Annotated in this window: 31 protein-coding genes and 1 pseudogene; 12 read left to right on the top strand and 20 right to left on the bottom strand. The window is 69.7% G+C overall.

Features of this window, described 5'->3' with window-relative positions; translation table 11 throughout:
* The first annotated feature begins 185 nt into the window (after positions 1–185).
* Both G3I60_RS11845 and G3I60_RS11840 read left to right on the top strand, forming a co-directional pair.
* On the top strand, positions 186–761 hold the full coding sequence (locus G3I60_RS11845; protein WP_164293270.1) for an SMI1/KNR4 family protein: 576 nt from the start codon (positions 186–188) through the stop codon (positions 759–761).
* A 152-nt stretch (positions 762–913) separates the two neighbouring features.
* Complete coding sequence (locus G3I60_RS11840; protein ID WP_239069737.1) at positions 914–1,378, top strand: hypothetical protein; 465 nt, start codon at positions 914–916, stop codon at positions 1,376–1,378.
* A gap of 98 nt (positions 1,379–1,476) precedes the next feature.
* On the opposite strand, the gene G3I60_RS11835 is transcribed toward G3I60_RS11840, so the two are convergent.
* The 5 genes and pseudogenes from G3I60_RS11835 to G3I60_RS11815 all read right to left on the bottom strand — a co-directional run.
* Positions 1,477–2,805 carry an acyltransferase gene (locus tag G3I60_RS11835; protein WP_164293269.1) on the bottom strand — a complete coding sequence of 443 codons (1,329 nt, stop codon included), beginning with the start codon at positions 2,803–2,805 and terminating at the stop codon, positions 1,477–1,479.
* 414 nt (positions 2,806–3,219) lie between these two features.
* A complete protein-coding gene (locus G3I60_RS11830; RefSeq protein WP_164293268.1) occupies positions 3,220–3,888 on the bottom strand; it encodes a hypothetical protein in 669 nt (222 codons plus the stop codon).
* Positions 3,889–4,103: 215 nt separating this feature from the next.
* Positions 4,104–4,295 carry a hypothetical protein gene (locus G3I60_RS11825; protein ID WP_138351893.1) on the bottom strand — a complete coding sequence of 64 codons (192 nt, stop codon included), beginning with the start codon at positions 4,293–4,295 and terminating at the stop codon, positions 4,104–4,106.
* 167 nt (positions 4,296–4,462) lie between these two features.
* A complete protein-coding gene (locus G3I60_RS11820) occupies positions 4,463–4,759 on the bottom strand; it encodes a hypothetical protein (RefSeq protein WP_138351896.1) in 297 nt (98 codons plus the stop codon).
* Between the two features lie 586 nt (positions 4,760–5,345).
* A pseudogene (locus tag G3I60_RS11815) lies at positions 5,346–5,518 on the bottom strand (aldo/keto reductase); the annotation flags it as partial.
* A gap of 145 nt (positions 5,519–5,663) precedes the next feature.
* Here G3I60_RS11815 and G3I60_RS11810 point away from each other — a divergent pair.
* Complete coding sequence (locus tag G3I60_RS11810) at positions 5,664–6,071, top strand: DUF3224 domain-containing protein (protein WP_164293267.1); 408 nt, start codon at positions 5,664–5,666, stop codon at positions 6,069–6,071.
* Between the two features lie 145 nt (positions 6,072–6,216).
* Here the strand turns inward: G3I60_RS11810 and G3I60_RS11805 are convergent, their stop codons facing one another.
* A complete protein-coding gene (locus tag G3I60_RS11805) occupies positions 6,217–7,845 on the bottom strand; it encodes a CocE/NonD family hydrolase (RefSeq protein ID WP_164293266.1) in 1,629 nt (542 codons plus the stop codon).
* Between the two features lie 177 nt (positions 7,846–8,022).
* Here G3I60_RS11805 and G3I60_RS11800 point away from each other — a divergent pair, with 177 nt between their 5' ends.
* Positions 8,023–8,739 carry a TetR/AcrR family transcriptional regulator C-terminal domain-containing protein gene (locus G3I60_RS11800; protein ID WP_164293265.1) on the top strand — a complete coding sequence of 239 codons (717 nt, stop codon included), beginning with the start codon at positions 8,023–8,025 and terminating at the stop codon, positions 8,737–8,739.
* A 364-nt stretch (positions 8,740–9,103) separates the two neighbouring features.
* On the opposite strand, the gene G3I60_RS11795 is transcribed toward G3I60_RS11800, so the two are convergent.
* The gene (locus G3I60_RS11795) at positions 9,104–9,544 is read right to left on the bottom strand and encodes a VOC family protein (protein WP_164293264.1); all 441 of its coding nucleotides are present in this window, start codon (positions 9,542–9,544) and stop codon (positions 9,104–9,106) included.
* Positions 9,545–10,014: 470 nt separating this feature from the next.
* Here G3I60_RS11795 and G3I60_RS11790 point away from each other — a divergent pair, with 470 nt between their 5' ends.
* On the top strand, positions 10,015–10,638 hold the full coding sequence (locus tag G3I60_RS11790; RefSeq protein WP_164293263.1) for an HD domain-containing protein: 624 nt from the start codon (positions 10,015–10,017) through the stop codon (positions 10,636–10,638).
* 76 nt (positions 10,639–10,714) lie between these two features.
* Here G3I60_RS11790 and G3I60_RS11785 read toward each other — a convergent pair whose 3' ends face one another.
* Together G3I60_RS11785 and G3I60_RS11780 are read right to left on the bottom strand one after the other, a co-directional pair.
* A complete protein-coding gene (locus G3I60_RS11785) occupies positions 10,715–12,202 on the bottom strand; it encodes a HAMP domain-containing sensor histidine kinase (RefSeq protein ID WP_343240892.1) in 1,488 nt (495 codons plus the stop codon).
* Positions 12,195–12,872 (bottom strand): response regulator transcription factor, encoded by a 678-nt coding sequence (locus G3I60_RS11780; protein WP_164293262.1) that lies wholly within the window; start codon positions 12,870–12,872, stop codon positions 12,195–12,197. Before G3I60_RS11780 ends, G3I60_RS11785 begins: the two co-directional genes overlap by 8 nt.
* Positions 12,873–12,965: 93 nt before the next feature.
* Between G3I60_RS11780 and G3I60_RS11775 the strand changes: the two genes are divergently transcribed.
* Positions 12,966–14,363 carry a DUF2079 domain-containing protein gene (locus G3I60_RS11775; protein WP_164293261.1) on the top strand — a complete coding sequence of 466 codons (1,398 nt, stop codon included), beginning with the start codon at positions 12,966–12,968 and terminating at the stop codon, positions 14,361–14,363.
* Between the two features lie 44 nt (positions 14,364–14,407).
* On the opposite strand, the gene G3I60_RS11770 is transcribed toward G3I60_RS11775, so the two are convergent.
* The 6 genes from G3I60_RS11770 to G3I60_RS11750 all read right to left on the bottom strand — a co-directional run bounded on the left by G3I60_RS11770 (position 14,408) and on the right by G3I60_RS11750 (position 17,891).
* A complete protein-coding gene (locus tag G3I60_RS11770) occupies positions 14,408–14,626 on the bottom strand; it encodes a hypothetical protein (RefSeq protein ID WP_164293260.1) in 219 nt (72 codons plus the stop codon).
* Complete coding sequence (locus G3I60_RS11765) at positions 14,623–15,300, bottom strand: histidine phosphatase family protein (RefSeq protein WP_343240890.1); 678 nt, start codon at positions 15,298–15,300, stop codon at positions 14,623–14,625. The genes G3I60_RS11770 and G3I60_RS11765 overlap by 4 nt, the downstream gene beginning before the upstream one ends.
* Before the next feature lie 50 nt (positions 15,301–15,350).
* Positions 15,351–15,482 (bottom strand): hypothetical protein, encoded by a 132-nt coding sequence (locus G3I60_RS46350; RefSeq protein ID WP_274599417.1) that lies wholly within the window; start codon positions 15,480–15,482, stop codon positions 15,351–15,353.
* A gap of 458 nt (positions 15,483–15,940) precedes the next feature.
* Positions 15,941–16,819 (bottom strand): NmrA family NAD(P)-binding protein, encoded by an 879-nt coding sequence (locus G3I60_RS11760; protein ID WP_343240889.1) that lies wholly within the window; start codon positions 16,817–16,819, stop codon positions 15,941–15,943.
* 8 nt (positions 16,820–16,827) lie between these two features.
* Positions 16,828–17,283: a hypothetical protein gene (locus G3I60_RS11755; protein ID WP_164293258.1), complete on the bottom strand. Its 456-nt coding sequence runs from the start codon at positions 17,281–17,283 to the stop codon at positions 16,828–16,830.
* A gap of 89 nt (positions 17,284–17,372) precedes the next feature.
* Entirely contained in the window at positions 17,373–17,891 is a 519-nt protein-coding gene (locus G3I60_RS11750; RefSeq protein WP_164293257.1) for a MarR family winged helix-turn-helix transcriptional regulator, read from the bottom strand.
* Between the two features lie 306 nt (positions 17,892–18,197).
* Here G3I60_RS11750 and lepB point away from each other — a divergent pair, with 306 nt between their 5' ends.
* The gene (gene lepB / locus G3I60_RS11745; protein ID WP_343240886.1) at positions 18,198–18,857 is read left to right on the top strand and encodes a signal peptidase I; all 660 of its coding nucleotides are present in this window, start codon (positions 18,198–18,200) and stop codon (positions 18,855–18,857) included.
* 262 nt (positions 18,858–19,119) lie between these two features.
* Complete coding sequence (locus G3I60_RS11740) at positions 19,120–19,590, top strand: hypothetical protein (protein ID WP_164607087.1); 471 nt, start codon at positions 19,120–19,122, stop codon at positions 19,588–19,590.
* A gap of 18 nt (positions 19,591–19,608) precedes the next feature.
* Here the strand turns inward: G3I60_RS11740 and G3I60_RS11735 are convergent, their stop codons facing one another.
* A complete protein-coding gene (locus G3I60_RS11735) occupies positions 19,609–20,553 on the bottom strand; it encodes a LysR family transcriptional regulator (protein WP_343241935.1) in 945 nt (314 codons plus the stop codon).
* A gap of 113 nt (positions 20,554–20,666) precedes the next feature.
* Here G3I60_RS11735 and G3I60_RS11730 point away from each other — a divergent pair, with 113 nt between their 5' ends.
* Both G3I60_RS11730 and G3I60_RS11725 read left to right on the top strand, forming a co-directional pair.
* A complete protein-coding gene (locus G3I60_RS11730; RefSeq protein WP_164607085.1) occupies positions 20,667–21,560 on the top strand; it encodes an NAD(P)H-binding protein in 894 nt (297 codons plus the stop codon).
* Between the two features lie 47 nt (positions 21,561–21,607).
* Positions 21,608–21,973 (top strand): darcynin family protein, encoded by a 366-nt coding sequence (locus tag G3I60_RS11725; RefSeq protein WP_164293254.1) that lies wholly within the window; start codon positions 21,608–21,610, stop codon positions 21,971–21,973.
* A 166-nt stretch (positions 21,974–22,139) separates the two neighbouring features.
* On the opposite strand, the gene G3I60_RS11720 is transcribed toward G3I60_RS11725, so the two are convergent.
* Both G3I60_RS11720 and G3I60_RS11715 read right to left on the bottom strand, forming a co-directional pair.
* Positions 22,140–22,805, bottom strand: coding sequence for a thioredoxin domain-containing protein (locus tag G3I60_RS11720; RefSeq protein WP_343240884.1), 666 nt, complete (start codon positions 22,803–22,805; stop codon positions 22,140–22,142).
* Between the two features lie 294 nt (positions 22,806–23,099).
* Complete coding sequence (locus G3I60_RS11715) at positions 23,100–23,315, bottom strand: 4-oxalocrotonate tautomerase family protein (RefSeq protein ID WP_164293253.1); 216 nt, start codon at positions 23,313–23,315, stop codon at positions 23,100–23,102.
* A gap of 167 nt (positions 23,316–23,482) precedes the next feature.
* Here G3I60_RS11715 and G3I60_RS11710 point away from each other — a divergent pair, with 167 nt between their 5' ends.
* Both G3I60_RS11710 and G3I60_RS11705 read left to right on the top strand, forming a co-directional pair.
* On the top strand, positions 23,483–24,370 hold the full coding sequence (locus tag G3I60_RS11710) for a helix-turn-helix transcriptional regulator (protein WP_164293252.1): 888 nt from the start codon (positions 23,483–23,485) through the stop codon (positions 24,368–24,370).
* 198 nt (positions 24,371–24,568) lie between these two features.
* Positions 24,569–24,874 (top strand): hypothetical protein, encoded by a 306-nt coding sequence (locus G3I60_RS11705; RefSeq protein WP_164293251.1) that lies wholly within the window; start codon positions 24,569–24,571, stop codon positions 24,872–24,874.
* A 119-nt stretch (positions 24,875–24,993) separates the two neighbouring features.
* Here G3I60_RS11705 and G3I60_RS11700 read toward each other — a convergent pair whose 3' ends face one another.
* Positions 24,994–25,320 (bottom strand): hypothetical protein, encoded by a 327-nt coding sequence (locus G3I60_RS11700; protein WP_164607083.1) that lies wholly within the window; start codon positions 25,318–25,320, stop codon positions 24,994–24,996.
* Between the two features lie 236 nt (positions 25,321–25,556).
* Complete coding sequence (locus G3I60_RS11695; RefSeq protein WP_164293249.1) at positions 25,557–26,576, bottom strand: hypothetical protein; 1,020 nt, start codon at positions 26,574–26,576, stop codon at positions 25,557–25,559.
* Between the last annotated feature and the right edge of the window lie 13 nt (positions 26,577–26,589).

The raw sequence follows: 26,589 nt of genomic DNA, 5'->3' as shown, positions 1-26,589 counted from the left end.
CGGGTATGGCATGCGTTCACTCACCCAGCCACCCCAACAGACCACCGGCTGTCGCCCGGAAGATTCCGCCCATAGCCACACCATCAGGCGATGACAAACCACCTCAAAGACTCACGAACCGTCCTCTCAGAGCTCCCGGAGAGGCTTCCGACCATGACCTCGATTGATCATGAAGTGCGTACGTCGTGGGATCGCATCGATCCTGGTTCAGAGACCGCCTCCACAAGCCCCCCATAAGACCGGCTGCGGACGAGGGTCAACTCCGCGCAGTCGAGGCAGATCTCGCGATAGCACTCCCCACCGAAGTACACGAGTGGTGGACCCTGGACAGTGTCAGCGCCGACTTCTGGATCCCTGGATCGTATGCTCCAGTGGGCTTGGACGGAGCCCTGGAGACGCGAGAGATCTGGTTGCTGGTCGCAGAACAGGAAGGGGCATCCTTCGACGCGAACGGTGAACCAGAGCCACGGTTCCTGCCGTCGTTCCTGCCGATTGCGATGAGCCCCGGCGGTGACGGACTCATCGTCGATCTGCGGCTCGGCGACTGCCATGGCGCAGTTCTCCTGTGGGACCACGAGAGGTGGGTGCCCGGCGTGCCGCTGTGGAGCTCGGTGGGTGCCATGCTCCAAGACACCGCTGCCGCCCTCGAATCAGGGAAGCCGGCCTTGCTCCGGCACGCTGCCCTCGGCGGCACCGAGGAAGCCTGCGTCGCTGTCGTCGGAAACGCCGGCGAACTGGTCTGGGAAGCAGGTGAACACTGACGGCCTGCGCCCCCTGACCAAGGAGCCTTCTGTTTGACGGCTCCGAGCTCCTGCACACCTAGGGCGCGTACTTGGTTGTGATCACTAGGTGGTCCGAGTGAGGTGCACGATCCAGATATGGTGCCCCCGGAGTCAGGCATGAGGGGATCACGTTGGAGCGACGGAAGCTGATAGGGATAGGGGCGGGGCTGGCGGTCCTACCCGCCTGGTGGATCCTGCGTCAGGTGGCGGACGGGGCCAAGGGAGACTGGCACACCGACACCGCACCGCTGGAGCGGGCGTTCCCGTTGCTGGGCACGCTCACCGACGCCAAGTGGGTCAGTAGCCGGGACAACGACCGGGGCATACCATCTCCGGAGCTGGTGATCTCGGGCTTCGCCCGGCTGGCACCGGGGAAGGTTGCCGAGTTGACGGCGGCCCACGCCTTCGTCTCCGAGAGGCCGGCCGATGACTTCTCCTCGTGGTTCGAGGAGCCGCTCCAGGGAGAGGGTCCGGAGAACCCGCAGTGGACCCGGTCGCACGAGCTCGACCGAGACGGCAGCGGCTACTCCACCAAGCTGTGGTTCGACCGTCGCAGCGACACCGTCCGATTCTGGGCACTCAACCCGTACAGCTAGGGCCTGCTGGATGTCGTGATCAACTTGTCGGTCCGGATCCGCCGGGAGGACGGATCCAGACGGATAAGTATCTGAGCTGGCGGAGTGTTGCCGGAACGTCATCCATGAGGCGCGTATGGGCGCGTGCTGGAACCGGTAGCGTCGATTCGGCCGTCGTGGAGGGGGCGAGACCTGCACCGAAACTCTGCAGGTGCCTCGGAACCGGTTCTCCGGGGCCGCTGCCGAACGGGCTGCGGTGCCGTGTCGGCACGCACAACGCTGTGGAACCTTCCACGGTCCTTCAGCCGCATGGCCGGGCGTTCCACCAGATGCCAGGAGAGCATTGCCACGATCAGGGTGCCACCCAACGCGAGTCCCAGGTAGGCGCCGAATCCCCAGCGCGCGCCACCAAGTGTGGCGAGGGCTTGTTCCACGACGAAGCCGTAGATGTAGATGCCGTACGAGTAGTCGTGCGTGCGGCCTACTTTCTGGAGCGGCCTCGGCAGCCGGATGGCCAGCCACAGCAGTAGATACGCGTAGGCCGGAACCCCGATGGCGAAGAAGTAGCCGTAGGAGAGGGTGATGAGCAGCGTCGCGGCGGCAAGTGCAGCGAGCGGGTCGCTGATCGGGACTCGCTCCTTGTACAGCTCGATCAACGAACCGAGGGCGAAGGCGAAGCCCAGGTAGACCACCCAGTCCACGTCGAGTGCGCCCATCAGGGGAACGTCGAAGGGCCCGCCGTGCTTCGCGGCGAGGGCTCCGGACATGTAGCGGTTCCCGATGGCGTCGCTCAGGACGAGCCAGCCCAGGAGCACGGTCACGGCGAGGACGGCGCGCCGGGCACGGGTCAGGGATCCGGTCAGGGCGAGCAGGGCCACCCCGAGATAGCAGAGCACCTCGTACTTGAGCGACCACAGGGCGCCGTCGAAGGCGTTGTTGAAGGCAAGGCCTTGGGCATGGGCTGTTTCCATGACGCCGGAGATGCCCCATTGACTGATACCTATGGCCCAGTTCGCCCGCAGGTAGGCGAGGGGTCCCTGGGGGTGCTGCCAGTAACCGGCGGTGCTCCCGTGCTGGCGCCAGTACAGCAGTGGGGCCACGACAAGAGCGGTAGCCGTGAGGCAGACCCACAGGCCGGGCAGCAGACGAAGCGCGCGATGCCACAGAAAGCGCCCGACGGGGAGCCGGTTTCCACTGCGCGTTATCAGGAGGCCGGACAGGACGAAGAAGCCGAACACCGCCAGGGATCCGAGGTCGATCTGACCGCTGGAGAACGCGTATCCGAACTCGCGGTCCCCGAATCCGAGGATGCGCGCGTGAGAGACCACCACGGCGGAAGCCAGCAGCAGCCGCAGCAGGCCCAGGCTGTTGTTCCGGCCGGAGAAGAGGTCGAAGACGGTGCCCCGCGATCGAACAAGGCGTGACAAAGCCGAGTCATGATGGTGCATGGTGCTCCTTGCCGAACGGCACCCAGGGGCCTGTTCGGTGACAGGGCCGCGCCGTGGCGACGGGCGCCGGCTGCGGGTCCTCGCTGGGGAGGATCGAGGGTTACTGGTCGCCACCTACGGGCGGCAGACCTGACGATGCGGCAGTTCGGCCGATGCCCGGGGCTCGAAGGGTCCGCGGACTTCGGCCAGCGGCAACGTCGCGTTGCTTGTAGCGATGCTGATCCCCGGACGGGACCCTTGCGCCCACCCGGGGATCGGGCCATCGTCGCGTCGGCGAAGGCAACAGGCGCGGGGCCTGACCGGGGCCTGCCGGCGGCTCGACCCGGCGGCCAACGGCGCTGCCCGCCGGGTCTGCAGGCGGTGATGCGGGCAGCGCAGGAGGCTTTCTCCGTATGGCGGGTCCGGCGGCGGGGCTCAGCCCTCGCCGATGCCGCTCTGGGAGACGGGGAAGCAGCTGGGCTCGCCCGGGGACAGCATGACCTCCATGGAGTACATCTTCTCCGGGTGCAGGACACCCTTGAGGGAGGGCTGCACCAGCACCAGGGAGTCACCGTGCGGGATGGCGCTGGGCCGGATCACCATCAGGCGTCCGTTCTTCGGGTCCTGCGAGGAGACCGTTTCGAGGTTGGCGTTGTCGGTGCGGACCTTGGTGTGGCAGGACTCCGAGGCCCGCAGGACCACGGCCGGCACACCCAGGCTGCGCAGCGCCGCCTGGAGCCCGGACACCTCTGCGCCCGTCACCTGGATGCTGACGGTCCCGTCCTTGCGCGGAACCACCGTGTAGGCGGCGTTACTCAGGACCGGCGCACCGCTGCCCGGCACGTGGGTGCTGGGGTCCGTTCCTGCTTGCGGTGCGGTGGTCGGGGCCGAGTGCGGGATCAGCGCCACCGCAGTGGCGGCTGCGGCCAGTCCCAGCGCGGTGACCGCGATCCGCCGGGTGTGGCGCGGCCGCACCGGCACCGCCGCCACGGGCGGCAGGGCCGCGGCACGGGCGGTGAGCTCCTCGGCGAGCTGCTGCTGGAAGTGCGCGACGAACCCGAGCGGCTCATGAACCAGTGGCGCTATTGAATGCTCCGCTTTCACGGACGACTCCTTGAACGGACGAGCAATGCCTTACATCTCTACTTGGCTCGGCCGTCCAAAGGCGTTACACGTCCCCACCACCAACCAGCACCACCGCACACGTACCGGCACCACCGCCGCGGCCACCCCGATGCGTGCCCACGACCCGCAGCGACCGCATCCTGGCCCACGTGCGTGCTGTCGGTCTCGGCGCCCTGGGCTTCCTCGGCCTGGACCTAGTCGCCGTTGCCGCTGGTTCGGCTCAGGCGTCGCCGGTTCTTCTCGGCGCGGCGCAGCAGCCGGCCCGCAGTGAGTGTCACGGTCGCCGCCGCGCGGACCCAGCGCGGACCGCCGCGCTCCGCCCACACCACACATGCACACCCGCCGATGGCGAGCGTGAGAACCCCGAGCAGTACCAGTCCGATCATGTTTCCCCGCCCTGCACTCGTTCGTACGGTCCTGGTGATCCTCTCAGGCCGGGAAGGGGGGCGGGGACCGGTGTGCCAGTCCCCTGCCGCCCCCAGTCTCGCCGCAGCGGCCCACCGGCCGACGCCCCTCCCACGCCCGGCGCAGCCCCACCATGACACCGGCCCGGTCAGGAGGCAGCCTCTTCTGCGATGTCGTGCAGGGGGGCGCGGCGCCAGCGGAGTCCGGTGCCGTCCGCTTCCGTGAGCACCAGCAGGTGTGCGCCGGGAAGGAACGCTGTGGCGGCAATGGCCTTCAACAGGGCGGCGACCAGGGCGGTGCCCTCTTCTTCACTGACGGCCGGGGCAGCCGAGCCGATGCCCCGTATCTGATGGCGTACTTCGTCACGGTGGTCGGTAAGGGTGAACGTGAGGAACTGGGGCGCACTGCGCTCCCAGCTGACCTCCACGATCGTGTCGGCTCGCACCAACCGGTTTCCAAAGGCCACGCTCTGCGCCCGTACCCACACGTCTTGAGTTCCCACCAGTCTTCGCCCCCGATAGCTCTGGCTGCATCCAGGGTTTGATTCTGCTTTCTTGCGGCCGGTCAGGGGCGGACTTGGGAAAACGTTGGGCAGGATCCAGCCCGGTCCGGCCGACCAATCCCGTCGCAAGTGGACTACGCGCGGGCTTCGTTGGAACTCATGGTGAATCCCCGGCAGCAGCACATCACCGGTGGGGGCGACCAGGGATGTCGTGGTGTCCGCGGACCGTACCGCGCCCCCCGGGCGGGCATCTCGCCGCTCGAAGGGGCTTCCCGGGTGGTCACGGGCTCCCCACGGCGCTGATCGCACTGCGGGACTGCGTGCATCTCGCGGGCGGGAAACGGGTCCCGTTTCGGGGCGCATCACCGTCGGGCTGTCTGCGTCGGCCGTAGCCGCGATCGCCGCGTCGAGCGCGTACGGTGCCCGCCGAATTCGGTGTAGGAGCCTTCAACTGCGGGAGACCTCGACGCCGCCCCCGGCTCCAGACCCTCAACTCCGAAGGTCCCTCCGAACCCCCCCCGGGGGGAATTCAGGCGCTGATGCCGCCCAGCTCTGCCAGGTCCTCAGAAGCGAGAGAGAAAGGCCGGCGCCTGCCACGTTCTCACGCAGGTGCGCCACCTTCGACGTGCCGGGGATGAGCAGAATGTTCGGGGAACGCTGCAAGAGCCAGGCCAGCGCGACCGATATCGACGTCGCTCCCAAGCGGCCGAGGCGCTCGCCAACCGTGAAACCCACGAGACGCACACCACCTGACCACTCACACTGCTTCGGTCGTCGGTCGTCGCTCGTTGCCCGGGTCGCCCGTGGCCTGGCCGTGATTGTCAGAGCCCGCCGGTACGGTCGGCGCATGAGAGCCACTGCAGCGTTCACTGTCACAGCGTTCGTCCCGACTGAGCTGAAGCCCGAGCCGGCCGTGTCCACCGGGCTGCCGGTCAGTGTCGCGACGATGGAGAAGCACTTCGAGGGCGAGGCCGCAGGTCGCTCGGCGACCCTGTTCACTGCCGCGTTCGACGAAGCGACCGGCGTCGGAACCTATGTGGCCATGGAGTCGTTCGAAGGCTCCCTGCACGGACAGGAAGGTTCCTTCAACTTCGTACACTCGGCGACGACGTCCGGCAGCGACCGCACCGCGGAGTTCTTCACCATCGTGCCCTCCAGCGGAACCGGCGAGCTGACCGGGATCTCCGGTGCCGGAGGGATGGCCGTCGACACCGACGGCACGCATCGCATCTGGTTCGACTACCAGCTCGGCTGAACGGCGGGCTCTGGACCGGGGTTGTTCCGAGCTGACCCCAGCGGCGCCGGCCAGGGCCTGCGCGCCTTCCGTGACCCCAACACCACCGAGGACGAGGAGGAGAACGAGTCCCTGAGCTGATCGGTCAACCGTCGGGGCCGGCTTGTCAGCTGTTCCCCGTGGGGCTGGGTCCGGAACCGCGGGCAAGTGGCGCCAGCATCAGCGCCGAGTCCGCATGGAGCGTGATGCGCACCGGTGTGAAGGTGGTGGCGTCCACCGGCGACTCCCCGGTGCCGGGATTGCGGGCGTAGCGCGGATGGGCGCCTCCGCTGATCTGCCAGCGTATGCGGTGACCGGCAGCGAAGCGGTGGGCGGTGTGACTCATCGGCACAGTGATCTGCGACGGCTCCTGCACGTCCGTCCGCGGTCGGCCCAGCCCGTCGCAGATGTTGACGGAGCGGCCTTGTGCGTCCACGTCGCACAGGCGGGTGAAGATGTCGGCGTGGCCGGTGTCCGTGGAGATGCTCAGCCGTGCGGAGACCGGGCCGAGGATGTCCAGGGGCTCGGTCAGCGGGGGGCCGGTGAAGGTCAGTACGTCGTCCCGGACCTCCAGGGTGCTGTTGTCGCGAGGACCGGCCGTACGGGAGAGCAGCGGGCCGCCGAGAGAGGGGGTGGGGTCGCTCGGGTCGTAGCGGAACGACATCAGGGGTGCGGAATCCGGGGGAGCCTGCTGGGTGAGGTGCTTCTGCGCGGTGGGAAACCACGGGCTGCCGAGCGTGGCCGGCGGCCAGTCCTCGATGTCCCGCCAATCGTCTTGGCCGCCGACGTGCACGCGCACTCTTGTGGGACGGAGGCCTGAGGGATCGCCGTACAGGTGTGCGCGCAGCCAGGCGAGGCTCTCGGCGAACACCTCGGGCCACCCCTGCTGCAGCGCGGATGTGTGGGTCCAGGGGCCGACGAGCAGGGCGGTTTCGCAGCCGGCCTCACGTAGTCGGCGGTACTGCTCGAAGGTCTGGTCGCCCAGCACATCGTGCCATCCGGTGATCAGACTGGTCGGCACCTTCAGCCGCTGCGCCACCGCTGCCAACGACGCACCGCTCCAGTACGCGTCCTCGGCATCCGGGTGCGACATCACGTCGTCCAGCCAGGGCACATCGCCCCCGAGGGCGGGCACGTGCGCCCCGCGCAGCGGCTGCGCGGTGGTGACATCAGGCAGGCGCCGCTGCAGACGCAGAGTCGCCTTCACGAAGCGTGCCATCCCCTGGTGCTGGTACGTCATGCCGACGCCGACGGCGAGGGCGTTCTCCAGACGGAGCGCACCATCTGCGTGGAACAGGGCGTGAGGATCGTGCAGCCCCATCTGCACCACCATCGCCTTCAGCTCCGGTGGCGGTTCCACGGCCAGGGCCCACTGCACGTATCCCAGGTAGCTGGGGCCGATGGTCCCCAGTGTTCCGTTGAACCAGGGCTGCTCGCGCAGCCAGGACACTGTGGCCTGGCCGTCGGCAGCCTCGTTGCGCCACAGATCGAACTCGCCGCCGGAACCACCGGTGCCGCGACAGCTCTGCAGCACCACGTGGAAGCCCTGTTCGGCGAAGAGCACGCCGTACATGGGAGACCACGGCAGGCCCCTGCCGTACGGCGAGCGCACCAAGAGGGTGGGGAAGTCGCCCTCGGCGCGTGGGAAGTAGTGGTCCGTGATCAGCGGGCTGCCGTCGGCGGCCGGCACCAGCAGCCCCGGCTCCCACCCGACATCGTGCCGCTTGGCCGGGAGGCCGCGCCAGGTCGCCCTCATGATCCGTGAAGCCAGTGGCGGCTTACCGGAAGGCGGTGCCCAGGTCGGCCTCGTCGCAGAACCGTGCGTGCGTGCTGCCATCGTTCCCCTCCTCCTAATCCGTACGATGTACGAGAATAGCCCATGCTTGGATGAGGCCCGCAAGGGCCGCCTCGATCAAGGAAGGGAGCGCGGACCATGCCCCGTACAGAAGAGGCCGGCACCCCAGGCGTCGACCCTGAACAGCTCTGGCTGGGCTCCACCAAGCCCCGCAGGGGCCGCAAGCCCACCTACAGCCGAGAGGCGATCACGGCGGCGGCCGTCGCCCTGGCGGACGCGGAGGGGCTCGAAGCGGTCACCATCCGGAAAGTCGCCGCAGCGGTCGGAGCCGGCGCCATGTCGCTGTACAGCTACGCCCCCGACAAGGAGACGCTGCTGGAACTGATGGTCGACCAGGTCAGCGGCGAACTCCCCACCGCGAACACGCCCACCGGCGACTGGCGTGCCGAGTTGAAAGCCATCGCCCACCTCCAGCGCGCCCATATGCTGCGACACCCCTGGCTGCCCGCAGCTCTGGCGGGCCGCCGCATCCCCGGCCCCAACACCCTGGCCTTCCTGGAACGCGCACTTGCCACCCTGCGGCCCACCGGGCTGGACGGTGCGGCGAAGCTGGAGGTCTTCGCCCAACTCACCGCATTCGTGGCCGGGCACGTCGCCCATGAGATCGCGGGGGCCGCAGCCTTGCAGTCCCCCGACCGAATCGCAGCCGAAGTCCGCTACCTCACCGCTGTCGCAGCGGACGGCCGTCACCCGGAACTCGCCGAAGCCCTCGCCGCCCCCGGACGCCCCCTCACACCCGAAGCCACCTTCACCCGGTTCCTCAACCGCCTGATCGACGGCCTGGACACCGACTGATCCCGTTCCACCGCACCACGCTCGTTCTCCACCGCCGCGCCCGTCCGGCGGCGGGAGCGGTGATGGACCTGCCGGCGGACGGGGCCTGACAGCCGCAGGTCCGCCTGTGTGGCGTCACCCCATGAGCGACGAGAGCACGGCCAGGGCAGGTAGCGAGTTCTACACGTTCGACGGCCGGATCCTGGAGGTCTTCGGCGGCTATCCGAAGCAGTTCCACATCCGGGGTCTCCCGCAACTGTGGTTGAGGACGGCCAGGGTCCTGTCAGGGCTGAGAGTTCCTCCACAGATGCCGCTCGTCCAGGGTCCCGAACCGTACGTCCCCGTACTCCAGGATCGTTCGGCCGCGCGGTTCGGTTCCTCCGTCTCAACTCAGTTGCTCGGCCAGTCCGACGATGATGCCCTCCGGGCCTCGGAGGTAGCAGAGCAGATAGCTGTCCTCGAACCGGGCGATCTCGCCGACGAGTTCGGCGCCGTGAGGGCGCAGGCGGGCAACGGTGTCCTCGAGGTCGTCGACGGCGAACATGACGCGGTGCGTGCCCAGAATGTTGTGCGGCTGGTTACGCGGCCCGGCGCTGATCGCTGCGGGGCTGCGGTACTTCGCCAGCTCGAGCCGGCTGTGCCCGTCCGGGGTCCGGACCATCGCGATGTCACAGCGGACGCCGTCGAGTCCGGTGCACTGGTCGGCGAAGAGGCCCTCGACCTGCGCCCTGCCCTCCAGCTCCAAGCCCAGTTCCACGAAGAACGCGATGGCGGCATCCATGTCCTCGACGACGATGCCGACGTTGTCCATCCGCTGAATCGCCATGCTGGCTTCTCCTTCTTCCTCGTGCGGCCGGAGGTGGCCGCTGATGCCCCTGGGACGGAGCCGGTGACACGTTCTCGACATCCGCAGACCGCCGAACTCCGAGAAATCTGGATCGCGCCTCAGCACCGCGACAGCAGACTCTCGAGCCAGCCGCCACCACCAAGGGTGCGTACGGCGCAGGCGGCCGCTCCCATGAAGACGATCAGTCGCAGCCTGCCGTCCCCGCTCGTCCATGCTTCCCCGACGATTCGCAGCGTGCGCGCTTGAGCACTGCGCCTCCCCCAATAATTCACCGTGCCGGGTCACCCTTGGCGGGTGGAGTTCGTCCCGCATCCGGCCCGTGGGCTCGATGCAGGGCAGCGGTACCTGCCGATATCTCACTCGCCCAACGCCCCCACCCGGCCCCGGCCCGGAACGCCTTCGGGGCGCCGGTGATCGAAAGAGACCGGGCGATCGGCATACTCGGCACCATGACCGACGAAACGTCCCGCGAAGCGCTGACCGTACCCGCCGCCCCCGAAACCGCCGCATGCGCCGCCGCTCTCGAAGTCGCCACCGCCTACTGCACCCCCGCGCTGCTCAACCACTCGATCCGGTCCTACGTGTGGGCCAGCGCGTACGCCGCGGACCGGGGCATCGAGCACGACGCCGAACTGCTGTACGTGGCCGCGCTGCTCCACGACATAGGGCTGGTCCCGCAGTTCGACAGCCACACCGTCGCCTTCGACGAGGCCGGCGGGCACGTGGCCTGGGTATTCGGCGCCGGGGCCGGATGGCCGGTGGAGCGCCGGCAGCGGCTCTCCGACGTCATCGTGCGGCACATGTGGGACTCGGTGGACGTGCGGGAGGACCCGGAGGGCCATCTGCTGGAGCGGGCCACCGGCGTGGACATCTCGGGGCGGAACGCGGACGACTTCACCGCCGGGTTCCGGGCGGAGGTGCTGGCTCGGCACCCGCGCGAGGGCCTCGCGGACGAGTTCCTGGCCTGCTTCCGTGACCAGGCCGCCCGCAAGCCCGACAGCTCCCCCGCAGCGGCCATACGGAGCGGTCTCGCCGACCGCGTCCTGGCAAAATCGCACCCCCTGGAGAGCTGAACGCAACAGCCGCCTCGAACTCCTCGCTCCCACACGGGCGGCCGGCCTCACAAGGATCGTGACCGACGTCCTTGAGTCATCGCCCCTGTGGGAGACCGGCGATGAACAGGGCCCCCGACGGGTTGGGGGCCGCGTGCAGGGTGCCGCCGTGCCGGGTGGCGATCTCTCGGGCGATGGCCAGGCCCAGCCCGGTGCCGCCGGTGCCGCGGGCGCGGGCGCCGTCCAGGCGGGTGAAGCGTTCGAAGATCCGCTCGCGGTCGGCGGGCGGGATGCCGGGGCCGTCGTCGCGTATCTCCACCCGGGCCAGGCCGTCGGTGCCGGAGGTGACGGCGATGTCCGTGACCGTGCGGGCGTGCCGCGCGGCGTTGTCGAGGAGGTTCCGCAGCAGCCGCTCCAGCTGCACGGCGCTGCCGTGCACGACGACCGGGTCGTCGGCGTGGAAGGTGAAGCGCAGCTTCTGGTGGATGCGGAGGTGGCGGAACTCCTCGACCAGGTCGTGGGTGAGCGCGGCGAGGTCGACGGGGGTGCCGGCGGGCGGAGCGGGGTCGTCCAACCGGGCGAGCAGGAGCAGGTCGTCGGTGAGGTGTTGGAGCCTGTCGATGTCGGTGAGCGCGTCCCGTACGGTCTCGGGCCAGTCCACGTTCTCGGGGTGGGCGAGGGAGGATTCGAGGGAGGCACGGAGGTTGGCGATGGGGCTGCGCAGCTCGTGGGAGGCGTCGGCGATGAAGCGCTGCTGACGGGCGACGCCGGCGAAGACGCGGTCGAGCGTGACGTTGATGGTGCGGGCCAGCCAGGGAATCAGCGTGCCGATCTCGGGGACCGTGATCCGCTGATCGAGGGCGCGGCTGGCGGTGATCTCCTGCAGTTCGCGGTTGAGGATCTCGACCGGGCGCAGCGCGCTGCGGGTGGCGAACCGCACGATGGCGCCGACGAGGAGTCCGCCGCCGATGGCCAGGAGCCAGTTGGCGAGCGCGCCCCGGGGGTTCCACCCCCAGCGGTAGGACTGGCCGATCAGAACGAAGAACCAGGCGGCCACGGCCATCAGGGCCGCGGTCGCGGAGCCGCTGACCAACAGCCGCCGGGGATGGCCCCGGCCCGCGCCCGGTGTGCTCCCTTCCCGTGGCCGCGCGGATACCCAGGTGGTGGCGGCGACGAGCAGCCCGGAGGCCGTGGCGGCTCCGCCCAGGGCCATCCACGACACGTGGGGGTGCGGCCGGTCGGTGCCCGACAGGACGACGGCGGGCAGCCAGCGCGCGTCGGCGAAGGTCACCAGTAGCGCGGTCGCGGCGGCGGCCGTCACCGCGCCCCGGCCGCGCGAGCTCCCGCCCAGCTGCCAGGTGGCGGCGGCCACGAACACGGCGGCCAGCAGTGCTCCCGGCGTCGCCACCTCCTCGATGAGCGCGAGAGCGCGGGCCTGACTTTCGAAACCGGCGTCGCTGCCGGCCGGTAGCGGCAGCACGGAGCTCATCAGCAGGAGGGCCGCAAAGCCCGCGCAGAGCACGGCGACGGTGCTGAGCCCCGCCACCGCGGCGAGGCGGTCCCGGCCCGCGCGGGTGTCAGCCACCGTCGGCCGCCAGCCGGTAGCCGCCACCGCGCACCGTCTCGATCGCCGCGCGCCGGAAGGGCGCGTCGATCTTGCGCCGCAGGGCACTGACGTAGACCTCGACGATGTTGATGTCTCCGTCGTACGACACGTCCCAGACCTCGTCCACGATGTCGATCTTCGGGACGACCTCGCCCGGTCGCCGGGCCAGGCATTCCAGCACCGCGAACTCCTTGGCGGTAAGGGCGATCCGCTGGTCGCCGCGTCCGCAGTTCCGCGCGGCCGGATCGAGCCACAGGTCGCCCAGGCGCAGCTGGGTGCGCACCCGCGGGCCGCCACGGCGCAGCAGGGCGCGGAGCCGGGCTTCCAGGACGACGTAGGAGAAGGGCTTGGCCAGGTAGTCGTCAGCGCCGGTGTCCAGCGCCTCGGCCTCGTCGTACTCACCGTTCTTCGCGGTGAGCATGAGGATGGGGGTGTTGACGCCGTCGCTGCGCAGGCGGGCACAGACCCGGTAGCCGTTCAGGCCCGGCAGCATGATGTCGAGGATGATCGCGCTGTACGCGTGCTCCCCCGCCATCCACAGGCCGATCCGCCCGTCGTGGGCGACGTCGACGGCGTACCCGGCGGCCTCAAGACCGCGCTTGAGGGACGCGGCCAGCCGCTCCTCGTCTTCGATCACCAGCACTCGCATGATCGCCAGTATCCCCGGACCGCGACGTTCTCCCTGAAACGATCTTCAGGAAGCTTCAGCCTCTCCTCAGCAGGTCAACGGCAGTGTCAGTACGTGACCATCACGACCAGCACCCTGCCCGACACCCCGACCGCCGCCGCACCCCCAGCCCGCAGCCGCCTCCGGCGCCGCGTCCGCGCGGTCCGGCCCGCCGCCACCCTGGGGCTCGCGTCCTTCGCCCTCTACGCCCTCTACGCGCTCCGCCATCACGCCCGCTTCGACACCGGCGCCTACGACTTGGGCATCTTCGGCCAGGGCGTCCGCGCCTACGCCGACCTGCATCCGCCTACCTCGCAGATCCGCGCGGCGACCGCCGGGCCAGGGCTGCAGGACGTCGCCTTCCCGCTGCTGGGAGACCATTTCCATCCGATCCTCGCCATCCTCGCCCCGTTCTACGGACTGTTCCCGCACATCGAGACCCTGCTGGTCGCCCAGGCCGCGCTGGCGGCGTGGTCCGTCTACGTCGTGACGCGCAGCGGCGGCCCGTTGATCGGCACCGCGTACGCGCTCAGCTGGGGCATCCAGAACCTCATCGGCTTCGACTTCCACGAAGTGGCCTTCGCCCTGCCCCTGCTGGCCCTCGCGCTCGCCGCCTACCTCGACCGCCGCTGGACCGCCTGCGCGGCCTGGGCATCAGCCCTGCTGCTGGTCAAGGAAGACCTGGGGGCCACGGTCCTGGTCCTGGGACTGCTCCTGCTGTGCCGAGGACCAGGAACCGCCCGCCGGGCGGGGCTGACGCTGTGCGTGCTGGGGCCCGCCGCGGCAGCGCTGGCCGTGCTGGTCGTCATCCCGCATGTCAACCCCGGCGGCGGCTACGTCTACCTCGGCTCGCAGAACCCAGCCGGCACCCTGGCCGCCGGCGGCACGAAGGCCCTGACGCTCCTGATGACACTGCTGCCCACCCTGTTCCTCGCCGCCCGCAGCCCGCTGCTGCTCCTGGCCCTGCCGACGCTCGCCTGGCGCTTCCTGTCGGACAACCCCTCGTACTGGGGCATCTACTTCCACTACTCGGCGGTCCTCATGCCCATCGTGTTCTTCGCCCTGATCGACGCGGTCTGCCGGGGCAAGGCGGCGTCGCGGTTCCGTGGCCGCATCCCGCTCGCCGTGGCGCTCACCGCTGCCGCGATCGGCGCCTTCTTCCCGCTGGCCCGGATCGTCACCCCCGGCTTCTGGACCGACACCCCGCGCATCACGGCCGCCCGGCAAGCCGTCAGCCTGATACCCAACGGCGCCCCGGTCGCCGCCTCTCACAACCTCGCCCCCCACCTCACCGACCGCGCCAGCGTCTTCCTCTTCGCCCCGGACATCACCGACATCCGCCGCCAGCCGGTCGACTGGATCGTCTCCGACACCGAGCGCACGGGCATCGGCACCCAACCCGGCCCCTCCGAGGTCAGCGGATTCCGCCAGGTCTTCGCCGCGCACGGCTACGTGGTACTGCGCCGGAAGTGACGCAACACCGCCCAGCAATATGGGACTGCTTCGGGCGGCTGGACTCACGCACGCTGGCGTTCGTCCCACTGCCGGACCAGCTCCTCGATAGCATTGGCGCTGATGGAAGCGCTCATCGGCAAGTTGCCGCTCTGGTCGTAGAACGTCGCGGTGGCATGGCTACCGGTCTGCTGGTTCCAGTAGGGCCCATCGCCCTCCCAGCTCGACACCGAGTGGGTGGCGCACGGGTCGAACGGAACACCTCCTCTTGTCTGCGTGGTCATGCCGGTACTTCCAGGTGGTTCAGATGGGTCGTGTCGCCGAACCGGGCCAGGTGCAGCCGGGTGCCGTCGCCGGTCCATGTGGACACCGATGCGTTCGGCACCAGGGTTGTCCCGTCCGGCCGGGCCGCGCCGATGCCGGCAATCACGTAGCGCAGGGCCACGACGACGGCGTCGTGAGCGACGAGCAGCACCCGCTGCCCGACCGCCGCAGCGTTGAGTTCGGCGAACAGATCACGGACGCGGAGCGCGACGTCGGCAAGCGACTCGCCGCCCGGCGGCCGGTAGGCCCATTCACCGACCTGGGCGCGGCGCTCGGCCTCCTGCGGCGCCCGGTCCAGGATCACCTCCGGAGTGTGCAGTTCGAAGATGCCCATCTCCCGGTCCCGCAGCCGCTCGTCGACCAGCAGCGGCGGCGGCACGTGCCCAAGCGCTGCTGCGGTCTCTGCCATGACCGACCAGGTCTGCCGGGCTCGCAAGTAGGTCGAGCAGACGACGCGGCCCGGACGGTGACCCGGAGGGAGAGCGGCCAGCCACTGGCCCAGCGCCTGGGCCTGCCGCACTCCCCCGACAGACAGCGGCACTGCGGCGTCGGTACCGGCCAGCGGTAAATCGATCGATCCGGTGCGGGCGGCCTCGGCGAACGCCACGTTAGCGGTGCTCTGACCGTGCCTCACAGCGAAGACCTGTCCCAGCGCGCACGGCGCGGCCAACCCTTCCGGTCGCGTCACCGGGTGCCTGCTGCGGCCGGGGCGTCGACGTGCACGACATCCGTCTCCTCGATCGGGGTCACGGGAGGCACCAGCTTCGGGTCGGAGGATGGCTCCGGCGGTTCGATGCCCTTGGGAGCTTCCGTCATTCCGTCAGGATTCACCTGCCGAGATGATTCGTCAGGCGAATCCTGAGAGGACGAGGAAGTGGCCGAATCGCGTCTTCATCCTGCGGGAGGCCATGCGGTGCTCAGTACATTGCAATCGCCGCCCAGGTAGGGCAAACCGACGAAATGCAGGTCCCGACGTGGTGCAACGCGCAGAGCCAAGCTGGTCCAACTGGCCGGGCGGCCACCGCGACTCGCGTGTGTGATGGGATCACGGGCCGGCACGCCCCAGCCTCAGATATCTGGATCTTCGGCACCCTGGGGCCCGACGGCTGTTTCACCGGCCGGGAGCCCGCAGCAGCACCTCGGTGCCGCAGCCGGTGCCGTCCGCTTCGGCTGCACCAGCCGCTTCCACCGGTTCAGCTGCTTCCATCGATCCGCGAACGGGTCCCGGGCCGGGCGCCGTGCGCCCGGCCCGGAACCGTGCACCACCGGCCGGGTCAGCGACGGTCGGCGAGACTGCCTGGGCGGAAGTGCTGGATGTTCTCGCTCAGGAAGGCCTCCAGAGTGCGGGGTTCGCGGCCCAGGATCCGGGAGACAGTGTCCGTGGGCTGTTCCGGCCGGGTCACGGCCAGTTGCTGGATCTCCACGATGTGGGAGGCCAGCCAGTCGGGCAGGCCGCCGTGCTCGACCAGGTTCTGCCGCAGGGCCGCGGGCGGCAGGTCGACGTACTGGATCCGGCGTCCGAGCACCAAACTCAGCAGCTCGGCCAACTCGGGCTGGCTGAAGGTCCGCCGCCCGGTGAGGGTGTAGGTCTGCCCGGCGATCTGGGGTCGCAGGAAAGCCTCGGCGGCGACGTCGCCGATGTCGCGGCAGTCGACGTAGTTGCAGGCGGCGTCCCCCAACGCGCCGAGGACGACGTCTCGAGCCACGATCGCTGGCGCCAGGGTCAGCAGTTTCTGCATGAAGGCGTAGGGGCGCAGCAGGGTGTGGGTCAGGCCGGTGTCACGCAGGACCTCCTCGATGCTGTGGTGCCAGCGGGAGATGGCGACCGGGGAGTCCGGGGCGGCCGCCGGGGCGGAAAGCTTGACGATGTGCCGGATGCCGCTGTCGGCGGCGACGGTGATGGCGCGGGTTTCCAGAGCCACCTGTGCCGGGCTGTTGACCATGCTGATGAACAGCTGGTCGGCGCCGTGGAAGGCGCTCCGCAGCGACTTCGGGTCCTGGGCGTCGGCTGCTCGGACCTCGACGAGTGTCCGGGCCGCTTCGTCGAGACCGGCCCACAGCCGGTCGGGGTCGCGGCTCAGTGCCCGGCTCGGCACCCCGAGGGCGACCAGGCGTTGGAGGAGTGCGCTGCCGGTTGCCCCGGTGGCTCCCATGATGACGATCATCGCTGTGCCCTTCGTATGGTGTGTGCTCCGCGCCAGCGCCAGGTGATGATCCCGGCGGCGAGGGCCGAGGAGAGCGGTAGGTCCAGTCGGAGGCGGTCGGGCCACGACCCGTGGAGCTCTGTGGTCCCGCCCGGCGTCCAGCCGGTGACCAGACAGGCGACCAGGGCTCCGACAGCTGCGGCCCCGATGGCGAGCGCGAGTGTCGGGACGATACGCGGCGCCGCGGTGAGCCACCCGCCCCGGGCACGGCGGCGCTGCAGCCACGAGCCGATCAGCGTGGCCACCACCGCCGAGGTGCCCGCTATGGAGGTGCAGGCGGCGATGGTCAGGTCCGGTTGGGCGCTCGCGACGCCTCCCGCGCCGGCCATCAACGCTGGTGCCAGGTAGGCCACCAGTACCTCTCGCCACAGGGTGAAGCGGGGCGGCCCGGAGCCGCCCGGTTCATCAAGCATTTGATTAGTCTCCTAACTATATGGGCAGAGAAAGCCCAGCCCACAGGGGTGGTGAACAAAGGACACAAGGGGGCCGCGAGCCCCGGCGGCTAGTCCTGCGTCAGCGCCGGAATACCCCGGACGAGACGGCCCAGCAGGTCCAGGAAGACCGTCCGCTCCTCGGCGCTGAGCGGGTCCACCATCGCCTGGAGCCGACCGAAGTGCTCCGGGGCCAACTCCCGCATCTTGCGCGCCCCCCGGGCGGTGAGCACGACGACGGCGGAACGGCCGTCCTCGGCGGACGGGCGACGCAGCACCAGCCCGTCCCGCTCCAGGCCGTCGAGCAGGCCCGTCACGGTCGCCCTGGACACGCCGAGGCTCGCCGCAAGTTGCGAGGGGGACTTCTCGCCGTCCGCGTCCTCCAGGTCGGCCAGCAGACGGTAGCGTCCGGCAGACAGGCCGAACCGGGAGAAGTGCACCTCGACCGCCTGGCCGAGCCGGGCCCCGGCCGCCATCAGGCGCACCGCGACGAGCACCGCCTGGGGGTCGACGTCGAGGCCGTAACGCTGGATCTGGTAACGGGCCTGATCCAGCGTGGGGATTTCCTCGGGCCTCGGTTCCTGTGCCATGCAAAGTAGTATGGTCGCTAATCATTCTCTTCGTCAAGGCGCGGAGCCGACGCCAGACGCCGGACCACTCCCCCGGACGGTCGACCGGTGAACCTGCTCAGCGACGTTCAGGCCACTACCGGGCCGACGTTCGGCGGCCGACGCCCAACCAGCTTCTCCTCGTTCCGGGGGCCCCGCTCCGCATGGTGCGGAGCCCTCTCTACGATGCTCCCGTGCCGTCCGATCAGCGGGGGCCATCGGGAGTGTGGGGGAAGGTTCGACATGGAGAATCCGGCGGGTTCACCGTGGCCGGTGCCCGTTCGCAGAGTGAATCGGAAAGCTCTCATCGTCTCGTGTGCCGTACTGGCGGCCGGGGTGCTGCTGGTGTTGAGCGACATCGTCGCGTTCCGAATGAACATCCAGTTGCTCTCCCAGCCGAGCGACGCGATGCGGCCGACCTTTGAACACGACAACAAAATCGTCGCAGAAAGGATCGAAGGCAACCAGGTGCGACGCGGTGACGTGGTCGTGATCGACATTCCGCAGTGGAAATTTTCCGGATCCGTCATCAAGCGAGTGATCGGTGTCGGCGGGGACCGGGTCACCTGCGCCGTGCAGGGCAAGGTGACGGTGAACGGCAAGCCGCTCGACGAGCCCTACGTCCTCAACGGGGTGACCAACGGGCTGCTCCGCGACTACGACGTGATCGTCCCTCCCGGGCGGCTCTTCCTGCTCGGCGACAATCGCGTCGACTCCCTCGACTCCCGTTTCCACCTCGACATGGAGCAGGGAACCGTCCCCGCCTCCGCCGTGTCCGCCCGGACGACGACCGGCGCCGGAGCGCTGATGCCTTACGAGGTGTCCTTCGGTGCCGGGCTGATCATCGCGCTGGCCGGGCTGATCGGCACGGTGATCGCCCGGGCCAAGGGGCGACGCCGGATCGTCCCCGCGCCGAGCGGCATCGCAGTCCCGCACGACTGGCCGTAACCGGCGACGAACAAGGCGAACACGCGGCAGTGCCGCACACGGATGGTGTCACGCCGTGCTGCGCGGGGCCGAGTTCACACGGTCCCCACCACGCCATCACGGTGCCGGCTCGGCCAACGTTGGCGACTCACCGATCCGAACTGTTGTTGCAAGCGGGTTTTTGCCAACTGCGCCGCGCGCCTTGTCCGGGTGGTCGCCGACTGTCATCGTCGGGACCTGTGCCCGGCATGACGACCTGTGCGAGCGGAACCGGGGAAACGAGATGAAGATTCTGAAAGGGCCGACGTCGAGGCGAAGGGCGTTCGTGCTGGGGATTCTCGTGATGATCGCGAGCCTGCTGCAGGCGCCGGCCGCGTCGACGACCGATCCGGCAGACGCTCCGCCCGGCTACGGCGGACCGTTCAACTCCTGCCCGGGCCAAACGTGGAAGAACGTGACCCTGCGCAACGGCACCACGGAACTCGGGTACCTGCAGATCTGGTACCACGGCACCTACAAGGGCGGCACCTACTGCGCGCGGGCCGGCGAGGGAATCCCCGGTGCGCATCACATGGAGATCGTCGTTCGCCGCGGGGACTGGCAGGCGTCCTGGTACGACTCGGGCACCTACAACGACTACGCCGGCTTCATCGACGTGTACGGCGCGGCGACGAAGTGCGTCCACTTCTTTGGCCGGGTCACGGTGAACGGGGTGAACTACGAGCGGACTTGGCTGACCCCCGAGTGCCTTTGACGCCGACCGTCGCAGACGTCAGGCGGTCGAACCTCCTGGTGCGCGAAGAGTCCGGCGGACGGCGTCGCGGAGCCAGTGGTGGGCTCCGTCGGCTGCCTGGCGGGGATGCCAGGCCATGCCGATGGTCAGTGGCGGCAGAGGCAGGGGGATATCGAGCAGGTGCAGGCCGAGGGCGGTGGCGTCGGCGGCGAGGGGTGAGGGGGGCGCTCCGGGGAGCGCTGCGGGGACCAGGCAGACGACGTCGCTGCGGGCGGCAAGGGCCATCGCGGCCAGATGGCTGGGGAGGACAACAGCCACCCGCCGGCGCAGGTCGTGCTCGGCCAGGGCGGTGTCGAGGGGACCGGTGAACCGGCCGCGTCGGCTGACCGCGACATGGTCGGCGGCAGCGAGCCGGGCCGGGGTCAGGGGTCCCTCGGTCAGGGGGTGACCGGGCCGGACGGCGGCCACCATCCGCAGGGTGACCAGCTCTTCGACCCGGGTTTCGGGATCGACGTGGTCGATGGATCCGATCTCCAGGTCGATCCGGCCGTCGCGGAGGGCCGGCTCAGCCTCCAACTCCTCGGCCCGGAAACGCATGGAGATACCCGGCGCCTCTTGCCGGGCCAGTAGCAGCAGGCCGGAGGCCAGCGCCGCACCGACCAGGTCGGCGGCCTGGAGAGTGAAGGTGCTGCGCAAGGTGGCGGGATCGACAACGGTGCCGGGGGCGAGCAGTGCTTCCAGGCTGCGCACCACCACAGCGGCCTCGTCGCGAAGGGCCTGGGCGCGCGGAGTGGGGACCATGGTCTGCCCTGCCCGGACCAGAAGCGGATCTTGGAGGATGCGGCGCAGACGGGCGAGGGTGCGACTCATGGCCGCCGGGGAGGTGTGCAGGCGGGCGGCGGCGCGCGTGACGCTCTGCTCGGTCAGCAGGGCGTCCAGCGCGACGGCGAGGTTGGCGTCGATGACCGGATCAGAGCTGTTCACCAGGGTAATTCCATTTCAGGCAATGATTGCGTGCCGAAGTTCCCATTGTGGCATTGCCGTGGTCCTCAGCAGGATGAAGGGCATACCGATCCGGCACGACCTACGAGGTTTTCATGATCGTCATCACTGCTCCCACGGGGAACATCGGCCGCCACCTGCTGCCCCTGCTGCTGGAGGCCGCCCCCACCCACGGCGAGGAACTGCGGGTGATCGTGCGCGACCCCGCCCGGCTCCCTGACGCGGTGCGCGAACGCGTCGAGGTGGTCATCGGCTCGCACGGCGACGCCGAGGTCGTCGACCGGGCCTTCGAGGGCGCGGACGCCGTCTTCTGGCTCGTCCCCCCGGACTCCTCCCTGGCCCCGATGGACGCCTACTGCGGCTTCACCGACCCCGCCGCGGAGGCGCTCGCCGCCCACGGCGTCGGACACGTCGTCGGCGTCTCCGCGCTCGGCCGCGGCACTCCGGTCGCCGACCGCGCCGGACTCGTCACCGTCTCCCTCGCCGTGGACGACCTCATCGCGAAAACCGGTGTCTCCTACCGGGCCCTGGCCAACCCCTCCTTCTTCGAGAACTTCCTGGAGGAGGCCGACTCGATCCGCGAGAAGGGCGTCTTCACCGACGTCCTGGACGCCGACCGCAAGGCCCCCCTCGTCACCGTCGCCGACATCGCCGCCGTCGCCGCCCGCCTGCTGCTGGACCGCTCCTGGACCGACGTCGCCGACGTCCCGGTTCTCGGGCCCCAGGACCTGTCACCCAACGACCTGGCCCGCATCATGACCGAGCAGCTGGGCCGCCCCGTCCGCTACGAGCGCCAGTCGCTCGACGAGCTGCACAGCACCCTCGTCGGCTACGGCCTCAACGAGGAATTCGTCCAGGGCATCGTCGACATGAAGCAGGCCAAGGACAACGGCCTCGACGCCGGCGTCACCCGTACCCCGGACACCGCCTCTCCCACCACCTTCGAGCAGTGGTGCGCCCGGACCCTCAAGCCCGCCGTCCTGTCCTGAACCGGGCCATCACATCGAGACCCCCTGCCACTTGGGAAGGACCCGTCATGCCCACTGAGGAAGCCGAAGCACCGGTGACCGCTTTCCTGCTCGTCAAGACCACACCTGAATGGCTTGCCCTGACCGTCCAGGAGCGGGTGGACGCCTTCACCACCCAGGTCGTCCCCGCGATCGAGGCCAAAACCACCGGCGTCCGGTCACGCTTCTACGACACCGAGTTCTACTCCGCACGCGTCACCGATGTCTGGGTCTGGGAAGCAGACGATCACCACGCCTACCAGCTCCTCATCGACGCGCTGCGGGAGACTCCGTTCTGGGACCGCTACTTCGAGGTCGTCGACCTGCTCGTCGGCACCGAGAACGGCTACGCCCGCACCTACGGCCTCGACGCCGTCGCCACCATCACCACCTGACACACCGCCCGCTCCACGCGACCGGACCGGTGTCCGCTAAGGAAGCGGCACGGAAACCGAACCGCGCATGGGCCGCCTCCCAAGAGGCGGCCCATGCGCGCCTGTCCGCGCGCGCCGACGCGTTCGTTGGGGGCGGCCCCACGCCCGCCGGGCGACGAAGCACCGTCTACTTCAGGGTCAGCCAGGCTGCGGGATCCTGCTGTACCGCTCGCATCAACATGCGGAACGTCGAGGGCTCGAAGAGGACGCCGGAGTAGGCCTCGGGGATCCGCCTTCCGTTGATCACGCCGGTGGGCGTACCCGGTCCGCGGTGGTCAGGAGTGGCCGCGTCATATGCCGTTTGGGAGGCGCTGACGAAGGCACGGTACTTCATCGTCCTGACGGCCGAGTCGAAGGCCGGACTGCGCAGACCCGCGACCTTCGTCGCCTGTTGCAGGAGAAACGCGTCGGTGTAGCCGTCGACGGACTCCTCGGGCTGATTCTGGTAAAGCACGGCGTGATACTCGGCGAACTTGCCCGCGTCCAGCGCCGCCCGCAACGCATTGACCGCCTTCTTCGAGCCGCTGCCTCCCAGCCTCTGATCGAGGAAGGACGCCAGCACGTACTGGGTCTTCACATCACGCTGCACCGTCAAGGCCTGCAATGCCGGTCCGGCGCCGGTGAGTTCGAACTCCTCACAGACCGGGCACCGCGGATCCTCGTAAAGGAGCACCGTCACCGGCGCGCCCGGATCTCCGACAGTGATCGTGATGCCGTCCGCGCCGAGCTTCTCGGGCAGGTACTTCAGACCTGCAGCGGAGTCCTTCGACCCCGTTGCGATGGTCTGCTCCACGACGGGTGCCGGCTCCGAACGGCTGCCTCCCCCAGCGCAGCCCGTCGACGACCATCCCACGACGGCCACCAGAACGGCCGCGGCCAGCCGTCTCCTCACACCATGCGTCACCAGCACAGATCCCTCCCCAGGTCCTCAGGAGGATAGATCATGCGTGCGACACATGCCGACACCAATACTCCGGCACCAGGCCCGTACAGATGGATTCGCCGAGCCGTGTCCGTGGGCCGCGCGGTCCGGGGCCGGGACGGGTGAATGCGGCCGCGCTGCGGACGACCACCGGCCGCCAGGCCTTCACTCCTGCGGCGTCTGCCCGATCTTGGCAAGCGTCAGGACACCGCCGCCGATGCCCCATCCGGCGTCGGCGACCTCTTCGACCAGTACGAGGGTGGTGGCCCGGGCGCGGTCGCCGAAGATCTCGGCGTACAGGTCGGTGGTGCGCGTGATGATCTGCTCCTTCTGCTCTGCGGTGAGGGTGCCGGCGGGGACCTTGAAGTTCGCGAAAGGCATGGTGCTCTCCTTTCGTGCGGGGGGCGCCGGACCTGCTCACAACGAGCAGGAGGCCGACCCCGATGCGGCAACCATCCGTCCTGGTCGCCTGCTCCGGCCAGGGCTGAGCCCACCCAGGGGTCACCGGCCCCTGGCTCGGACCCCGCCGGAGAGGCGACGATGAGCGGGTGAACCTTCCCGAGCTTGCGGCGTTCCTCAGGTCCCGGCGTGATCGGATCCGGCCGGCCGACGTCGGCCTGCCCGCCGGGCCCCGGCGCCGGGTGCCGGGCTTGCGGCGCGAGGAAGTCGCGCAACTGGCGGGCCTGTCGGCCGACTACTACACCGAGTTGGAGCGCGGACGCGGCGCCCAGCCCTCGTCCCAGACGCTGGCCGCCCTCGCCCGGGCGCTGCGGCTGGGCGGCGACCAGCGCGACCACCTGTTCCATCTCGCCGACCGCCCGCTGCCCGCATCGGGGCCCGGCGCAACCGGGCGGCACGTCCAGCCCGCCCTGCTCGGGCTGCTGGACCGGCTGGCCACCACCCCGGCTCAGGTCATCACCGACTTGCACGAGACCCTCGTCCAGAACAAGTTGGCCGCGGCCCTGCTGGGCCGGGCTCCGGAACCGCGTGGCCCGGCCACCGGCTTCGCGTACCGCTGGTTCACCGATCCGGCCGCCCGCGCGGTCTACCCGCCCGAGGACCATCCGCACCACTCACGGGTCTTCGTCGCCGACCTGCACGCAGTCGCCGCCCGTCGGAGCCGCGACCCTGAGGTCGCCGGAATGACGGCCGCACTGCGGCGGCGCAGCGCGGAATTCGCTGCCCTGTGGGACACCCACGACGTCGGCCTGCGCCGCACCGATCACAAGCGCATCGTGCACCCCACGCTGGGCGTCATCGAGTTGGACTGCCACAGTCTGTTCAGCGAGGACGGCCGCCAGCGCCTGTTGTGGTTCACTGCCCCGCCCGGTACCGAGGGTGCCGCTCAGCTTGCGCTGCTCGGCGTCATCGGCACGCAGGACATGGCGGCGACCGAGAGTGCCTCCCGCGCCGAAGGCGGCGTCCCCGCGAGCTGAGTGCGGATGGCATGGCCCGGAACCGCCCGTTGCGGCAGGGGCCCCGCCTCTCGCGAGGCGGTGTCGAAGGCCCCGGGTGCGGCGACCGTGAAGTGAACGTCAGTAGTTGCACCATTAACAAATGCTGTGAAAATGCGCCGTGTTGGGGCGAGTCGTACCTTGGTAAGGAGGGGTTTCCTACGAGGAGAGGAGCAGGCGATGGCCATGGATGTGAGGGACAAGTGGGATCTGAACCAGAGCAACGGCTTCACGCTCCACATGGAAATCGCCGAGGAGGACGACGACGGCTTCTTCAGCGGAAGGGCGAACATTCACGGTCAAGCGGGGTTCCACGACCTCACGGACGCCCGGGCAACTGACGATGAGTTCACGTTCCTGATGGGTTCGGGACGGTACGTCGGGCGCTTCGATTTCCAGGGCAGGCTGACGGGAAGCACGTTCGACACCGCACATCCGAGCAGTCAGGCCACCTTCTTCGCAGACAAGGAGTTCGGCCGGATCTAGCGGGTGTCTCACGTGGCGGTTCACTGGTGCGGCGTGACGCTGTCCCGTGAGGGTTGATGCGCGGTCGCGGTAGCTGCCGGAGTTGTCCAGTGTCCGGCCGGCGACCGCGCACCGCAGGTTCACCGTGTGGACCGAGGCCGGGGCCGAAGCCGGTCGATCGGGGCAGGAGGCACCAAGCCGCAGGTGCTCCTTGCGTCGTCTTGCGTCGTCGGGCCGGGGGCGAACCCAGCGGGCTCTACTCGGACGCGCAGGTGTTGTTCGTACTCCTCACGCAGCCGGTCGGCGGTCTCGACCTCGGCACCGATGGTCGTGGCGAGTCCGTCGAGAGCGGCCAGTGCTTCCCGGGTCGCGGCGATCTCGGCGAAGCGGCGTTCGGACTCGACGGTGGTGTCGGGCGGGAGCTGGGCCCAGCGGACCACTGCGGGCAGCACCATGCCCTGGGCCACCAGCGTGAGGACGATGACGCCGGTGCGGAGCCCTCGTCGAACAGCAGGCCCACCTCCACCACGGCACGCTCCACCTCGGGCAAAGCCCCAGTGGCGGACTGCGGGCCACCGTCAGCCTTCCCGCAGCAGGCGACCTTCCGCCCCATTCGAGCCCGGACAGGCGGTGTGCTCATCGGCTGGATGGTGAGCGGCGCGAACGCACTCTGCCAGGAGTCGTCAGCGCCGTTCCGCACGGTCTACGACCTCTTGCTCGGGTCGCCCTCCGGGCGGCGTTCGGGCACGCGGGGCGGGATCGCGGCGGTGTGTCCGGAGCGGCCGAAGACCTCGATCCCCGTTGCGGAGACAAGGCCGCGGATGTGGCAGGCGGGAGCGCCGGGACGGCGGACGGCGTACAGGTCCGCGGCCAGGTCGGCGGAGTTCGCCGTGGGCTCCGCGGTTCCCGAGTACACCGGTTCGCCGGTTGTCCGGGTCGCCTTCAGCGCAAGGCCGACTGCCGTGGGCTGGGAGAGGACGAGAAGAGCGACGTCCGGGTTGCCGTGCTCCGGGTTCGGACTCACGACGAAGCCGAGCACCGCGGGCGCCGCCAGGAGGCCGGTGCGGCCCTGGGCATCCAGAAGTTCGCGGCGGAGGACGAGATGGATCAGTTGCTCCCGGCAGGCGATGGCCAGAACGACGTGGGTCTCCCCCGAGACCTCGGGCGCCCAGTCGCGCACGGCCGCGAGAATGGCCGATGCACCCGTCACGCCGGTCGCGTTCGACACGAAGGCGTCCGCCGTCGATCCCGGCTCCGCCACCAGATCGAGCGACGGTGGTTCGCCCTGATTCTTCAGCCCGAAGCGGTGCGCGAGCAGTGTCCGGGCGAAGTCGGCCCGGGCGACGACAACCGGAGTCACCGCGGTGCCGCCGGCGAGCCGCGCGACTGCTGCCGCGTCGGCCGGTCCGCCCAGCCGGCCCAGAGTCGCGATGGCGGCGAGAGCGACCTGCTCGCCCGGATCGCGCACGTTGCGAGCCGCCGCGACAGCGCGGTCGGGCGCCGTCCTGGCCAGGGCCCGCAGGGCGGCGCCACGGACGGTGTCGGCGACGTCGTCCGCGGCCACGGTCTCGTCCAGGAGGTCATCACGTTCCGGCACGTCGACTGCGGCATTCGACAGGACGCTCACGGCCTCCCCTGCTGTCATCACCGCGGTGGCACCCCGGAGCGCGGCGGCCATCGTGTCGCGCTGCAGCCGCTCGGCAGGGACGTCGAGGTACATCATGACGGTCAACTCC

It is taken from the genome of Streptomyces sp. SID13666 (genome assembly GCF_010548325.1).
In the GTDB taxonomy this organism is placed as follows: domain Bacteria; phylum Actinomycetota; class Actinomycetes; order Streptomycetales; family Streptomycetaceae; genus Actinacidiphila; species Actinacidiphila fildesensis.
This window is presented reverse-complemented; position numbering and strand designations above follow the sequence as displayed.